This window comes from Marinirhabdus gelatinilytica (genome assembly GCF_003353425.1).
Classification (GTDB): Bacteria; Bacteroidota; Bacteroidia; order Flavobacteriales; family Flavobacteriaceae; genus Marinirhabdus; species Marinirhabdus gelatinilytica.
The window spans coordinates 592,459-607,907 of sequence record NZ_QRAO01000001.1; the positions used below are offsets into that span (position 1 = coordinate 592,459).

At 40.6% G+C, this 15,449-nt stretch carries 7 protein-coding genes and 1 tRNA gene; all 8 read left to right on the forward strand.

Translation table 11 applies throughout. From position 1 onward, the window contains the following. Positions 1-75: 75 nt before the first annotated feature. The 8 genes from porZ to C8D94_RS02690 all read left to right on the forward strand — a co-directional run bounded on the left by porZ (position 76) and on the right by C8D94_RS02690 (position 15,429). Positions 76-2,397, forward strand: a complete 2,322-nt coding sequence (gene porZ / locus C8D94_RS02655; protein WP_115122345.1) for a type IX secretion system anionic LPS delivery protein PorZ — start codon at positions 76-78, stop codon at positions 2,395-2,397. Beyond that, positions 2,397-3,116 (forward strand): DNA repair protein RecO, encoded by a 720-nt coding sequence (recO, locus tag C8D94_RS02660; protein WP_115122346.1) that lies wholly within the window; start codon positions 2,397-2,399, stop codon positions 3,114-3,116. The genes porZ and recO overlap by 1 nt, the downstream gene beginning before the upstream one ends. Then, positions 3,113-5,512 (forward strand): TonB-dependent receptor, encoded by a 2,400-nt coding sequence (locus C8D94_RS02665; protein WP_115122347.1) that lies wholly within the window; start codon positions 3,113-3,115, stop codon positions 5,510-5,512. The genes recO and C8D94_RS02665 overlap by 4 nt, the downstream gene beginning before the upstream one ends. A 118-nt stretch (positions 5,513-5,630) precedes the next feature. Next, a tRNA-Asn gene (locus C8D94_RS02670) sits at positions 5,631-5,704 on the forward strand. Between the two features lie 419 nt (positions 5,705-6,123). Next, complete coding sequence (locus tag C8D94_RS02675) at positions 6,124-9,393, forward strand: hypothetical protein (RefSeq protein ID WP_115122348.1); 3,270 nt, start codon at positions 6,124-6,126, stop codon at positions 9,391-9,393. Continuing rightward, positions 9,390-11,318, forward strand: a complete 1,929-nt coding sequence (locus C8D94_RS02680; RefSeq protein WP_115122349.1) for a DUF3857 domain-containing protein — start codon at positions 9,390-9,392, stop codon at positions 11,316-11,318. Before C8D94_RS02675 ends, C8D94_RS02680 begins: the two co-directional genes overlap by 4 nt. Next, positions 11,315-13,279 carry a DUF3857 domain-containing protein gene (locus C8D94_RS02685; RefSeq protein WP_245946173.1) on the forward strand — a complete coding sequence of 655 codons (1,965 nt, stop codon included), beginning with the start codon at positions 11,315-11,317 and terminating at the stop codon, positions 13,277-13,279. The genes C8D94_RS02680 and C8D94_RS02685 overlap by 4 nt, the downstream gene beginning before the upstream one ends. Before the next feature lie 278 nt (positions 13,280-13,557). Beyond that, positions 13,558-15,429 (forward strand): tetratricopeptide repeat protein, encoded by a 1,872-nt coding sequence (locus tag C8D94_RS02690; protein ID WP_170134707.1) that lies wholly within the window; start codon positions 13,558-13,560, stop codon positions 15,427-15,429. The last annotated feature ends 20 nt before the right edge of the window (positions 15,430-15,449 follow it).

Here is a 15,449-nt window from a genome sequence, read left to right on the forward strand (position 1 = left end):
CCTTTTTTTGTAACCCGTTTCTTGCAATAAATACTATTTTAGCGTGTTATTGTTTTGGAACACTTTTCATACTGTATGAAATATCTTTTCACTCTTTTTGCCGTAGTAACGGTATTGCTACATACAAAAGCCCAGAATTTTGAAAACGAATGGACCGGGCATTTCTCTTATGTTTCCATACAGGCAATCTCCCAAGGAAACGATAGAATCTATGTAGCTGCCGAAAACGCCGTGTTTTCCTATGACCTTTCTACACAGGAACTTGAAACCATTTCAACAATAAATGGACTTTCAGGAGAACAAATATCTGCTCTTTATTATAGCGAAAACTTCAACCTTCTGGTAATAGGATACGAGAATGGATTGATGGAGATAGTGCTGGATGGAGAAGAGAATATCCTAACAGTGGTAGATATTTTGAACAAACCTACAATCCCTCCCAACCAAAAACAGATCAACCAATTCAATGAATATGAAGGGAATTTGTATATAGCTGCCGCATTTGGGATTTCCGTGTTCGATCTCGCATTGCTGGAGTTTGGCGATACCTATTTTATTGGCGATGGCGGCGAACAGATAGACATTACAGCTACAGCTGTTTTGCCACCATACATTTATGCGTCTACCACAGATAATGGGATACGTAGAGCCTTGGTGGAAAGTGACAACCTGATAGATTTTGAACAATGGGACCAAATTGCTGGCGGAGGCTATTTAGGGATAGTACGAGCCGGCAACCAAGTGTTTGCGGCAAATTCAAATCAACTCTATTCCGTGGTTGGGGGTCTGCAGGTGGTAGAAACTATCAACGGGACTATCTTGGAAATCAATGGGCAAAACGGTGTTATAAATATTGTTACGGCTGCTGGGGTTAGGGTTTACGATGAAAATATCTCCTTGCTGGCGTCGATATTCAATGTTAATGGTGTTGATGGATTTTTGTTGCAAACAGGTTTTTCGCATAATAACTTCGTGTATCTTGGAACTACAGAGCAAGGTGTATTCCAAGTCCCTTTTGGAACCAATGAAGGAGAACAACTATTGCCTGATGGCCCTCTTTTTAACAGTAGTTTTTCTATAGACGCCTCACCAGGACAATTGTGGTTGAATTTTGGAGATGTTACGGTAAATTTTAACCCATACCCTCTTACAAAGAAAGGAATAAGTAATCTACGGGAAGGTGCCTGGACCAATATTTCCTACGACGAACTCACTGAAACACTGGGGAAGGAAGCGAACGATCTTGTGAGGATAAAGATAAACCCAAACAATCCCAACGAGGTGTTTATGAGCTCTTTTCAAAAAGGGATACTACAGATTGATGACCAGACCCCTATTAAGATGTTCGATGAATCTAATTCATCTCTCGAAATTACAGCTACTGAAACGAATGGCCCCCCAAACCCTAACTTCGGTATCCGCATCTTCGGGTTGGATTACGACAATCAAGGGAATCTCTGGGCGGTACAGGCAAAAGACGAAAACGGCCTCATACGTATTTCACCCCAAGGACAGTTGCAGCAATTGGATATCTCGGATATTTTCAACTTTTCAGACCTGAATTCCTCTCCTCTTGCCCTTACTGAAGTTAAAACTACAAGAGAGAACCACGTGTTCTTTGGATCTGTTAGTGAGGGATTGGTAGGTTATAATTCCAGTACCGGGAGCTTTGTAAAAATTTCTGAAGACCCAGGAAACGGGAACCTTCCCAATAAAACAATACGATCGTTGGCCATAGACAATAACAATAGATTGTGGATAGGAACCTTGGAAGGTTTAAGGGTTCTCTTTAATCCAGGGGGTGTTTTTGGTGAAAATGGCAATATTGAGACGCAACCTATCATCATCCTTGAAGACGGGGTGCCACAAGAGCTTCTTTTTGAGCTTACCATAACCGATATTGAAGTAGATGGCGCAAACAATAAATGGATTTCCACAGCTGCTTCAGGTGTGTTCTATCTCTCTTCGGATGGGCAGGAAACGCTTTTGCAGTTTAATAAAGACAACTCTCCATTGCCCTCAAACAATGTGCAAGATATAGCCATAGACAGTTTTTCAGGAGTTGTGTACTTTGCCACAGTAAATGGGCTCGTAGCCTACAATGGTACCTCTACTGCGCCACGTGATAACTTAGAAGACGTGTATGCCTTTCCAAATCCTGTAAGACCACAATATAAGGGCAATGTTACCATAGATGGGCTTACCGCAAATGCCAACGTTAAAATAACCGATATTACCGGAAACCTGGTTTTCGAAACCACAAGCGAAGGAGGTAGCGTACAATGGGACACCACGGCCTTTGGCGAATATAAGGTGGCCTCTGGGGTATATCTGGTTATCATTACTGCTGCAGATGCCATCGAGAAGAAAGTGACCAAAATTATGGTAGTACGCTAATGGTAGTTGCTACACGGGCCATAGTGCTCTCCTCCCTAAAATATGCCGAAGCAGATCTCATTGCCCATTGCTATACACTAAGTGATGGTAGGAAAAGCTACCTTTTGCGGCGTATCCTCAAATCGAAGAAAGGCGCATTAAAACCATCGTTGTTTCAGCCCTTGACCCAGCTGGAACTAATTGCCAAGCATAAAAACAAAGGCACCCTGGAAACTATAAAAGAGGCCAAAATCTATTATCCTTATAAAACCTTGCATACCGATGTTGTTAAAACCTCGGTTGTTATGTTTTTATCTGAAGTTTTAAGGGACGCCATACAAGAAGAGGAAGCTAACCCAAATTTGTACGGTTATTTGTCCCAATCACTCAATTTTTTGGATGGCGCTGAGGATTTTGCCAACTTTCATATTTATTTTTTACTGAATCTCACACAGTATCTAGGCTTTTTTCCTGATGCTTCCGAAAGTAAAGCGCTTTACTTCAATTTATTGGAGGGTAATTTTCAGCATACAGCTACAAACAACTATTGTGAAGAGGGGGAACATGTTACTGCTCTAAAAAGGTTCTTCGGCATAAATTTTGAGGCATTGTCTCAAATTAAATTGAACAAAAAAACAAGATTGGAGGTCTTGCATTTGTTGATACGCTATTATCAATTACATTTGCAGGGCTTCAAAAAACCGAAATCCTTAGCTGTACTTAACCAACTTTTCCAATGATCGTACGATTATCCTTGAGCATAATTGCTTGCCTCTTTTTTGTATCACTTACCGCACAAACCATAACCGTAAAAGATAAAGCATCTAATTTGCCCGTTGCTGGAGTTGCAGTTTTTAATGATAGCAAATCCAAGAGCGGCGTTACCGATTTTGATGGTAAAGTGGATATTTCGGCCTTTGGAGCATCAGAAAAAATTACCTTCAAGCATATTTCCCATCTGGAATTCACGATTTTAAAAAGCCAGATAGAGGGCAACACTGTGTACTTGGAAGAAGATGCCAGCAAGTTGGACGAGGTGGTTCTGTCCGTTTCAAAATTTGGACAAAAGAAGCGCGAAGTGCCTCAACAGGTTTTGAGTGTTACAAGTGAGGATGTACTGTTTGGTAATCCGCAAACGGCTGCAGACCTGTTGGAGAGTAGTGGGCAGGTGTATGTGCAAAAGAGCCAGTTGGGTGGAGGAAGTCCCTTGATTCGGGGATTCTCTACCAATAGACTGCTCATCGCCGTGGATGGGGTTCGTTTTAATACTGCAATTTTTCGTGGTGGAAATGTACAGAACGTTATCTCCATAGATCCATTTGCGATAGAGCGCACCGAAGTGATCCTAGGACCTGGCTCAGTTCCCTACGGGAGCGATGCCGTGGGAGGAGTAATGAATTTTTATACCAAAAAACCTAAATTTTCTTTTGAGGAAGGGATGGCAATCTCAGGAAACGGAACGGCCCGCTATGCTACCGCAAATAATGAAAAAACGGGGCATTTCGATATTAATCTAGGGATGAAGGAGTGGGCTTTCCTAACAAGTGTTACCTATAGCGACTTTGACGATCTAAGAATGGGGAGCAACGGTCCCGATGATTATTTGCGCAATGGATATGTAGAAACCATAGGGGGTGTGGATACTGTCTTGCAAAATGAAGATCCACTGGTGCAAACACCCACAGGGTACAGCCAGATCAATGCTATGCAAAAGGTGCGGTATATGCCCTCGAACAATTGGGATTTCAATCTCGGGCTTTTTTATACAACTACCAGCGATTATCCAAGGTACGATAGGCTCATTAGAAAAAGCGATGGTCAATTTCGCTCTGCAGAATGGTATTACGGTCCCCAAGAATGGTTGAGCGGAAATCTGCAGATAACCAACAAAGCCAAAGGATTGTACGATGAGAGTAAGCTCACGCTTTCCTATCAAAATTTTAAGGAAAGCCGAAACGATCGTGACTTTGAAGGTGAACTATTGTTTGAGACAGACGAAAGTGTGCACGCTTACACAGCGGGTTGGGACTTTAGCAAAAAAATGGGCAACAACACACTGTTTTATGGCTTGGAATATGTTTTCAATAAAGTGAACAGTGTTGGCCAACAAACCAATATAAACACATCTGAAACTGCCCAGACGGCTTCAAGATATCCAGATGGGAGTACTTGGCAATCCCTTGCGGGATATGCAAGTTTACAGTCCAAGTTAAGCGAATCGCTATCGTTCCAGGGAGGATTGCGCTATAACCATATCTTGGTAGATGCTACGTTTGATGATAGTTTTTTTAATTTCCCTTTTTCCGAAGCGAACATAAGCACGGGTGCGTTAACGGGAAGCGCAGGATTGGCTTGGCAGGCCAGTGAAATTCTGGGGTGGAAACTGAACTTTGGAACCGCCTTTAGGGCTCCCAATATTGACGATGTAGGAAAGATTTTTGATAGTGAACCCGGGAGCGTAGTAGTGCCCAATCCAGATTTAAAACCAGAATATGCTTACAACGGAGAGTTGGGAGCCAACCTTAACTTTAGCGATATCGTAAAAGTTGAAATGGCCACCTTCTACACCATCTTGGAAGATGCACTTGTGCGTCGTGATTTCAACCTGAACGGGCAAACCCAAGTGGAATACCAAGGTGAATTGAGCAACGTACAGGCAATTCAAAACGCTGCAAAAGCCGAAGTTTATGGTTTCGAGGTTGGTCTGGAAGTGAATTTTACAGAAACATTGCAGCTCACCTCACAATACAACATCACCGATGGTTTCGCCGAAGAGGACGATGGTACCAAGGCCCCTAGCCGTCACGTGGCGCCACAGTTTGGTAACAGTCATTTAAAGTATGCATGGAATAAATTTAAACTGGATGCTTTTGTAGAGTACAATGGCCAGTTCGATTTTGAGGATTTGGCGCCCAGCCAGCAAAGCAACGATTTTTTATATGCAAAGGATGCCAACGGAGACCCTTTTTCGCCAAACTGGTACACACTTAATTTTGGAGCGCAATATAAGGTGACCGAGGCCTTGCAGCTAAATGCAGTTTTAGAAAATATTACGGACCAACGTTACAGGCCCTACTCAAGTGGTATTAGCGCCCCAGGGAGAAACTTAATTGTAGCGGCCAGTTATGCGTTTTAAAGCAAGTTTTTTTTGAAATTTTCACAAAAAAACACAAGTTCTATTTTTTCAGAATAATTAAATGATTTATATTTGCGACCGCTAAAAGGGTAATACCTTTTAATTTTCTATAAGAAATTCTCCCTTAGCTCAGTTGGTTAGAGCATCTGACTGTTAATCAGAGGGTCCTTGGTTCGAGCCCAAGAGGGAGAGCAAATTTTTGAAACCCTACTTTCGAGTAGGGTTTTTTTTATGGAATATACCTTGGGGTTTTGACGAGAACCTGCCTGCCGCAGGTAAGGTTTATCCTGAGTAAGCAAGGCGCGAGCTTATCGAAGGGAGCCCCTGAATGAGCATCTCACTCGTACCAAAAAAGCAAACGCTAAGACTTTACTCTCCAGTAAGGTCTTTTTTTATGACCATAGGTACCCCATTAATTTTTTTCAAAGATATTTCGGTTTTGGTGTAGCATTTTTCCGAGGGCTTAAGTTTTTAAAAATCAGATTGATATATAGGCTTTAAAATCTATAACGAAAAGTATTGTAGAGATTTTCCTCTTAGCGGCACGCAGATTAATTTTATTTATAACGTATTTTTATATATACTTGTTTCTTATTCACCTCTTTTATCTTATGCCCAAAATATTTTTGCTAGGAGCTGCATTACTTTTTGCCAGCACCCTATACTCTCAGGAAAAAATTACGTACACACCCTATCAGGATCTTTTAGAAGAAATAAAAACTTCCTTACAAAAAGATGACTTTAAAGGCGTCCTTCTCTCGTTAGATAAAGTTAACAAAAACGATTCAACCTATTGTGGAGCCCTCTCTACAAAATCGTACTATCATCTTCAGTTAAAAAACTATGAAGATGTAATAAAGATCGCCAACCAAGGTATTGAGTTGGGGTGCCACGATGTGCAGGAAATTTTCCATATAAACAAGTTGGCGGCCTTGGTAGATTCCGAGAATTATACAGAAGCCTTGGAAGCAGCAAAGAATTCCCTCGAGATATATCCCATGAATAGTCTGCTGTGGTATAATAAGGCGTATGCGCTCGAGGAACTTGGCCGTAAGAAAGAAGCAGTTTCTGCCTATATGGAAAGTATGGCAAGAAATCCCTTCGATCCTGCTCCACACTTGAGGATAGGGAACCTGTACTACAAGCAGGATAAAAAGGCACAAGCATTAATGGCACTAAATATGTTCTTGATCCTTCAACCTAATTTGCAAGAGACATTCCCAATCCTTAAACAGCTCAATAGCATTGCCGCGACTCCAATTTCTGAAACCGAAGAAGAACAGGTGCTCACAGAAGAAGATTCTAAATTCAAGGAGATAGATTTGATATTGAACCAAAGAGTAGCTCTTTCTAAAGGCTATGACGCGGGCAACCGAATAGATATTGCAGTGATAAAACAGAACCATGCGCTATTCACCAAGTTAAAGGACATGAAGGAAGGCGATGGGTTTTGGAGCACCAAGTACGTGCCACTCTATAAATGGGTCATGGAGAATGATCTTTTTGACGATTTCAGCTACACATTGGCGTACAGTGCAGAAAACGAATCACTCCAAAGAATCGTCTCCAGAAAAAGCGATGAGGTGGAAGCCTTCTTGGGGGCTTTCTCTACGAAGTGGTTAGAGTTGTTGGGAAACAACAACGGAAAATATTACGAATATGAAGGGGAGATTGTAAGGGCAATGGGTGAAGTTGAAGATGAGGCCCCCGTAGGAGAATGGGTGTTTTATGAGGATAACGGGCAACCATTATTAAAAGGTGCCTTCACAAAAAAAGGGGAAAGAAATGGTAAATGGGTATGGAACTATACTAACGGAAAGGTAAAAGAAGAAGCTACTTACAATAAAGATAAAAAAGAAGGTGAGTACAAAATGTATTATCCCAATGGGAAAGTAAGCCTAGAGGCCTTTTATAAAAACGACGAGCTTCACGGCCCCTATAGGAGCTATACCAATAAAGGGGCACTCACACACGAAATACAATACAAAAACGGAAAAATTGATGGTGACTACCGCTCTTATTTTTCGGTTGGAAAACCTGTGATAGAATACAGCACTACCTATAAAAATGGTGAAGTTGCTGGAGATTTGTTGGAATATCATCTTAATGGAGAGGTATATCTAAAAAGTACTTTTTCAAACGGAAAGAGAAACGGTGCCGAAACACAATATTTCAGCAATGGAAATATTGCCGGGGAAGCGCATTATAAGAACAATGAGTTGCACGGGAAATACAGCACCAACTTTAAAAATGGACAAACACAAGATGAGGGGACTTATAAAGAGGGCAAAAGAGATGGCTTGTGGAAAACCTATTATATCGACGGAACCTTAGAGTCAGAGTCTTTGTACGACGACGGCGAAATTGAAGGAATATCGAAATTTTATAATACCAAAGGATCCTTACATATAGAGTATGAGTATAGGCGAGGTAACATTATTGCCTATAAATTTTATGACGATGAAGGAAAACTCATTAAGGAAGATAAAAGAAGAGGAGGAAAATTTAACTATGAATCCTATACACCCTACGGGGTTAAGATTATAGAAGGTCTTTACGATGTAGATGGAGGTAAATCTGGGCTTTGGACCTATTATAACGATTATGGGGTTTTGGCATCCAAAATCACCTACAAACAAAACACCTTGGACGGCCCTTACACAACCTATCACGAAAACGGCCAGATAGAAGTAGAGAGCTCCTATAAAAACGATAAGCTGGATGGATATTATGCAGCTTACTATCCTAGCGGGCAATTACAGGCTCAGGGCTGGTATGTAGATGGTCTGGAACAAGGAGAATGGGGCTACTATTATCCCAACGGTGAGTTGAGCTTACGTCCCTATTACCACAACGGAAAAAACCATGGAGAACAAATAAGCTATGGGGTAGATGGTACAAAGGAGAGTATAACCCATTTCGAGTATGGAGATATTATTGCGGAAGTACTTTTAGATGAAAACGGGAAACCATACCAAGAAGTAGATTATGTAAACAACAAAGACACCTATACAATAACCTATAATTTCCCCAATGGAAAGCCACGTAATGTGTACAACTACAAGAACGGATACAAACACGGTGCGTACGTAGGCAAAAATTTTGACGGAACAACCACTTCCCAAGGAAACTTTTTACAAGGCTTCCAAAATGGAACCTGGAAATTTTATTTCGACGACGGCGCTTTGCAAACCACCAGTAATTACGATACAGATTTATTGGATGGATCCTACAAAAGATTTTTTGAAACGGGAGAGTTAAGCGTCAAGGCCAATTATGTAGCAGGAAAGCTCAATGGGCCCTATGAGTCGTATTACGAAAGTGGGACTTTGGACACAAAGGATTTTGACGTAATGGGCGAAACCCACGGAAGAAAAGAGAGCTACAGTCCAGAGGGCAAGTTACAGATTATACGGTACTACGACCACGGTAGGATAATAGGATATAGCTACCTGGACGAGAATGGAAACGAAAAACCCACAATCCCAATAGAAAATGGAACCGCTAAAGTAATTTCTTATTATGATAATGGAGTAAGATCCAGAGAGTTCGAGTATATAAAAGGAAACTTAGTGGGTAGCTACAAAACTTACCACTACAACGGGAAGCCTGAGTACGATGCCAACTACAAAGATGGTGAATTCCATGGCCAAGAAACGAAATATTTCATGGACGGTACCCAAAAGCAAATCAGGAACTATAAGGACGGTCTCCTACACGGAGTGCAAAAAAGGTTCTTCAAAGACGGAAAAGTAAAAGAAGAGATTACCTACGTGTACGATGTTAGAAATGGTATTGCCAACTATTACAACGAGCAAGGTTCCCTCATAAAAAAGGACACATACCGTAACGGGATCGTAATTAACTCTGAAAAAATATGATTACAAGAATCCTAACAACACTGTGCTTGTGCATTTCCGTAGGCACCTTTGGCCAAGAGTCCCAAGATTTTCTGAAATATAAAAACCTATATCCAGAGGATAGGTACGTAAGGCTCCAGCAGGCACAAAATGTAGAGATTGACCTATCGAGGGATAAAATAACCATTGTCCAGAATTTTATTGAAGAAGATCTTTACCTGGACGATGGCGCCAATCTCAACTCCAAGGAGTCTCTCAATTTTTCTTCCTTTTATGAGTTGGAATCCATAGAGGCCAGCTCTTTTAGTTTCGATGGCGGCAAGTACCGTAAGGAAACAGTAGAGAATTTTACCGAACGGGACGACCAGAGCAGATCTTTTTACGATGATACCAAGACCATAAACTTTGTGTATAAAAACCTCAGGAAAGGCTCCAAAACAAGGCTCGAGTATAAAGAGAACGTTAAGGACCCACGCTTTCTTAGCCCATTCTTTTTCGGAAATTATTACCCTATAGAAAACAGTAGTCTAGAGATTGAAGTCCACAAAGATATAGACATACGGTTCCTCGAATTCAATACCGAAGGGATCGACGTTCAATATGAAAAAGAGGAAAAAAGAAACAAGAACATTTATAGATGGCGAATAAAAAACATAGACAAGTTTGAATATGAACCTAATGCACCAACTTTTAAGAGCGTAGTCCCGCATATTATACCCGTGATAAACTCCTATAAGGTTGATGGAAAAAAGATTTCGGTACTCAACGATGTTTCAGACTTGTACAACTGGTACGCCTCACTGGTAAAAAATGTAAATACCAAGGAAAGCAGTAAAGACCTTAAAAATACAGTAAACACCCTAGTATCGGGCCTGGAAACAGACCTCGAAAAGGTAAGGGCTATTTACTATTGGACACAGGAAAACATAAAGTACATTGCTTTCGAGTATGCCCTAGGTGGGTTTATTCCTAGGGAAGCCAACGATGTTTTCAACAAAAAATATGGCGACTGTAAGGACAATTCCAGCATCTTAAAAGAAATGCTAAAAATAGCAGGTATCCAGGGAAGTTTAACCTGGGTGGGCACTAGGGAAATACCCTATACGTACAAACAAGTTCCCACGCCCTTGGTGGATAACCACATGATTTTGTCCTACACAGAAAATGGGGAGACCTATTACCTAGACGCAACGGGAAGGTATACCCCTTTGGATATGCCAACTTCTTTTATTCAAGGAAAAGAGGCGCTGGTAGAAAATGGCCCCGATGCCTTTTCTATAAAGCAAATTCCTATTGTTCCAGCTTCAAGAAATTCGATAACCGAGAGTACAACCTTGCGCTTGGAAGGGGATAGGTTGGTGGGTGCTTCAAAAGCAAGTTTGACGGGCTACCCGAAAAGTCGGTTTTTCTCCAATCTGGAAAACATGGACAGCAAGTCCCAAATAGATATTTTATATAAAGACTTCTTTGAAAAAGGCAACAACAAATTCCTCATACAAACCTATACCGAAAACAATAAGTATAGCTACGAACTTCCTTTCTTGGTAGATTACGAATTTTCCATCGAAGATTACGCAAGAAAATTGGGCGACGAAATATACATAAACCTCAATTTAAACAAGTTGGCGTCAATGTATAAAACCGAAGAAGATAGAGAGCTCCCTGTTGAATATGACTTTAAGCAAAAATTTTCGCATACCACAACATTCCAAATTCCTGCTGGGTACAAGGTTACCTATTTGCCAGAGAATGTAGTAGCCTCTAACGAGCTTATGGATATTAAGGTAAGCTATCAAGACAAAGGAGACAGTATTGTTTACAACCAAGAAATACTGGTAAAATTCATTATTCTGGATACCGCCCAACAGCAACAACTCAATAAATTAATAGAACAGGCCGAAAAAGCCTACAAAGAAGTTTTAGTCCTAAAAAAATCAGCACCATGATAAAGAATGTTTTTGTTTGTATTGTACTTTTCATTACGGCAACCGCTTTAGCACAAAAGCCAATCTACAAATCCTACAACTGGGAAAAGGAGCCAAGCTTTAAGGTGCCAGAAGCCAAAGACGAAAAAATAGCGACCCTAAAGCACGCTGTAGTTGCCGAATTGTATATGGACAGAAAAGAAGAGCTCACCGAGTACTTCCTTGAGCACGAGGTGCTATGGCTAAACAGTAACGAAAAGATTGAAGAGTACAACAAGATTTACCTTCCCTATTCCAACACATCAAAAATTGTGGTCAACAAAGCAAGGGTAATATCGAAAGATGGGAAAATCACGGAGATAGACCCTTCAAAGATATTCGAGTCCAAGAATGAGGAAACCGGTGCCTTGGTACAGTATTTTGCGCTGGAAGGAATAGAAAAGGGTAGCATTGTAGAACATATTTATGTTTACGAACGTTCGCCCAAGATCAATGGAAATCGCATTAGTCTACAAAACTACATGCCCAAGAACAATGTAACCTTCGACCTATATGCCCCCTCACATTTGGACTACAAATTTAAGAGCTACAATGGTGCACCAGAAGTAACAAAGATGGAAGATATAGAAGACAGGAACCATTGGGGTATCACCGCTACAGACTTTACGGGCGTAGCCGAAGAAGAAGTCTCTGCATATTGGGCATCTACCGCCTTTTTGGTGTACGTGCTGGACGGGAACACTGCGGCGGGCACCGTTGGGATAACGTCCTATAGCACACTTGTAAAAAGGTTGTTTCCATATTATTATCCAGAACACTCAAAACGAACACAACGAAATATTGAAAAGTTTGCAAAAGATGCCATTGGTAATAGCAAGGAAACAGAAGAGAAAATAAGAAGCTTGGATCGCTACATAAAATCCAACGTATACCTTTCTGATTCGGGAAGCGATGATGCAAAGGATATTGATGAAATCCTCAAAAACAAGGTCGCAAACGAAACGGGAGTGCTTAGATTGTACATAACCCTGCTTACCTCTCTTGGTATAGAGCACGAGATGGTCATTACCAGCGATCGTCAACATATAAAATTCGACAAAAATTTTGAGGCCTATAACTTCTTGTCAGATTTTCTAATCTATTTCCCAGAATTCAACACCTACCTTTCTCCTACAGAATATGAAACTAGGTATGGTTTTCCACCACCTTTCCTAACCGATAACTACGGGCTCTTCATTAAAAAAGTTAAACTTGGAGACTATACCTCCGGAGTAGGTGAAATAAAATACATCCAGCCCAACACGGCAGACCAGACGGTGGATAATATGTTAATTGACATTTCTTTTGAAAAGGATAATATTTCAAAAATCATCGTGGATTATACACGTGAAATGGGTGGCTATTACAGTAGTTTTATACAGCCCTTTATCCACTTGGTTAAAAAGGAGGACAAAGACGAGCTCATGGAGAGCTTCATTAAGAATATAAACGAGAACGTAACCATAAACAGTAAAGAGATAGTAAACGGAAAACCAGAACTTTTTGGGATAAAACCATTTACCATTGTGCTTAATTACGATAGTGAAGCTTTTGTGGAAAAAGCAGGTAACAAGTATTTGTTCAAGATAGGCGAACTAATAAGCAAACAAATTGAAATGTACCAAGAAAGCGAGAGGGTCCTGGATGTAGAAGAAAGGCACACACGTACCTATTTGCGTACCATAACCATGGAAATTCCCGAGGGATACGAGATTGCCAATCCAGACGATATCAACATAAAACACGAGTACAGCAGTAACGGTGAGCCCTTCTTTTCGTTCCACTCCCATTACAAAATAGAGGACAACCTACTCACCATAACTGCAGATGAGTACTACCATAAAAATAAGGTAGATGTCTCTTTATACGAAGAATACAGAAAAGTAGTGAATAGCGCAGCAGACTTCAATAAAATTACACTGGTACTGCAACCTGTTCAATAACAGCAATTCTATATCTGTTTACTACCCTTTCGAGCACTGGGGTGCCAGAATATGGGTAATGATTGCATAAAAGCTATAGTTTTCAACCCTTTAAAGATTCTTCAAATTCTAACTCAAACCTCTCAAATTCTAATCCAAACAACATAAAATGGGTCCTTTGTGATATTTTCGTCTTTTAATTTATGTGTATGAGGCTATTTACGTTTCTAGTTGCTTTTTTATTTTGTGTTTCATGGGTGTTTGCTCAGGACACAATAATCGATAGCCTTCAAAACAAAGTGGCTCAAACCTCCAGCCCTCTTGAAAAAGCAAAGGGATACAACGCTATTGCAAACCTCTACAAGTACAGCGATCCCAATAAAATGTTGGAGTTCGGCAAGAAAGCCCTTTCCATTTCAGAAGACAACAACCTAAACATCCAAACGGGAAATGCATACCTAAATTTAGGGACTGCAAATATTATTTTGGGAGATTATAAAACGGCTATGGATCAGTTTGTCTGGGCAAAGTCAATTTTTGAAGAAGTACCAGAGACCACCCAAAACCGTGAAGAAACCAAAATGGGAACCGCAAAAGCTATTGGCTATATGGGAGTTGTTTTTTCAGAGCAGAGCAATTATACCAAGGCATTAGAGTGCTACCTCAAGGCTGCTAAAATGTATGAAGACCTACAGGATATGGGCCAAGCTTCAAAAATATTCAACAATATAGGAGTAGCATACAAATCACAGGGAGCCACAGAAAAGGCATTGGAGTATTTTTTAAAGGCTTTGGAGATACAGGTAGAGCTAGCAGATGTGAACAAGGGAATTACACAAACCAACATTGCCAATATCTATTTTAACCAGGACAGGTTAGAAAAAGCTTTTCAATACTATACCGCAGCCAAAAGCAGTATCGATGAAAACCCTAACCCAAGAGCTCTGGGAGAATGGTACAACAATATAGGACGATATTACAGTGCCCAAAATTATCCTGATAAAACATTGGATAGTTGGGAAAGAGCAATCAAATCCTTTAAAAGCATTGGAGATAAGTTTGGTCTGGCAGATACGTATTTACTCATTGCTGAATTCCAAAAAGAAAATAATAATGCAACACAAGCTGTAGCAACTGCCAATACGGCATTGCAATTAGCCTCCGAGACCAATGTGCTGGAACAGATCGCAGTAGCAGAAAAACTGCTAAGTGATAGTTATGCGCAAATAGGGAATACTTCCAAAGCCTTACAACACTATAAAGCATATAGCACGGCAAGAGATAGCCTCTATAAAAGGAACGATGTAAGAAAAGCGGTAGAAGCAGCCATGAACTATGAGTTTGAAAAGAAGGAACTATTGCGAAAGGAAGAAAACCAAAAGCGGGAGCTTTTGCTTAAAGAAGAAGCCAAGAGTAATACTATGAAACTGCTGTTCGGGGCGTTGATCGCCTTACTGCTATTTGGGATAGGGTTTTTGATCTACAATCGCCAACAGCTTAAGAAAACACTTACGCTCCAAAAAGAACTGGCAGAATACGAGCAAAAAGCATTGCACCTGCAAATGAACCCACACTTTGTCTTTAACTGTTTGGGGTCTATTTCCAGTTTTATTGTGCAGAATGGGACCGATAGCGCTATAAAATACCTCTCAAAATTCTCAAAATTGATGCGATTGACGCTGGAATATTCAAAGGAATCGCTTATTCCTATAGACAAGGAGATAGAAAGCCTTCAGAATTATCTGGAACTGGAGCAGCTACGATTCAACAACAAGTTCAATTTCAGTATAACCAAGGATCCTGCCATAGAGGACGACGTGGCCTTGCCCCCATTGTTGATCCAGCCATTTATTGAAAATTCCATCATTCACGGTGTAGTACCCAAACAGGAAAAAGGGGAAATCTCCATTTCCTTTTCGGTTTCTGAAACTTCCCTACAGTGTATTATAATAGACAATGGAGTGGGGATAGAACAATCCAGAAAAAATAAACAAAACTTGGTACTGGCCCATAAATCGATGGCATTGGGAATTATACAAAAACGACTGGAGATGATTACCGAAGCTACCCAAAAGCAGGCCAATATAAGCATTGAAGAGTTAGCCCAAAATGGGGAGGTGACGGGCACCAAAGTGGTTCTACAACTCCCTTTACAATATGAAAACGGCTAAATTTACCAGAAACACACTTT

Bases quoted from the DNA above. Each gene is read 5' to 3' on its own strand.
- porZ (WP_115122345.1), top strand. From the start codon at position 76: ATGAAATATCTTTTCACTCTTTTTGCCGTAGTAACGGTATTGCTACAT.
- recO (WP_115122346.1), top strand. From the start codon at position 2,397: ATGGTAGTTGCTACACGGGCCATAGTGCTCTCCTCCCTAAAATATGCC.
- C8D94_RS02665 (WP_115122347.1), top strand. From the start codon at position 3,113: ATGATCGTACGATTATCCTTGAGCATAATTGCTTGCCTCTTTTTTGTA.
- C8D94_RS02675 (WP_115122348.1), top strand. From the start codon at position 6,124: ATGCCCAAAATATTTTTGCTAGGAGCTGCATTACTTTTTGCCAGCACC.
- C8D94_RS02680 (WP_115122349.1), top strand. From the start codon at position 9,390: ATGATTACAAGAATCCTAACAACACTGTGCTTGTGCATTTCCGTAGGC.
- C8D94_RS02685 (WP_245946173.1), top strand. From the start codon at position 11,315: ATGATAAAGAATGTTTTTGTTTGTATTGTACTTTTCATTACGGCAACC.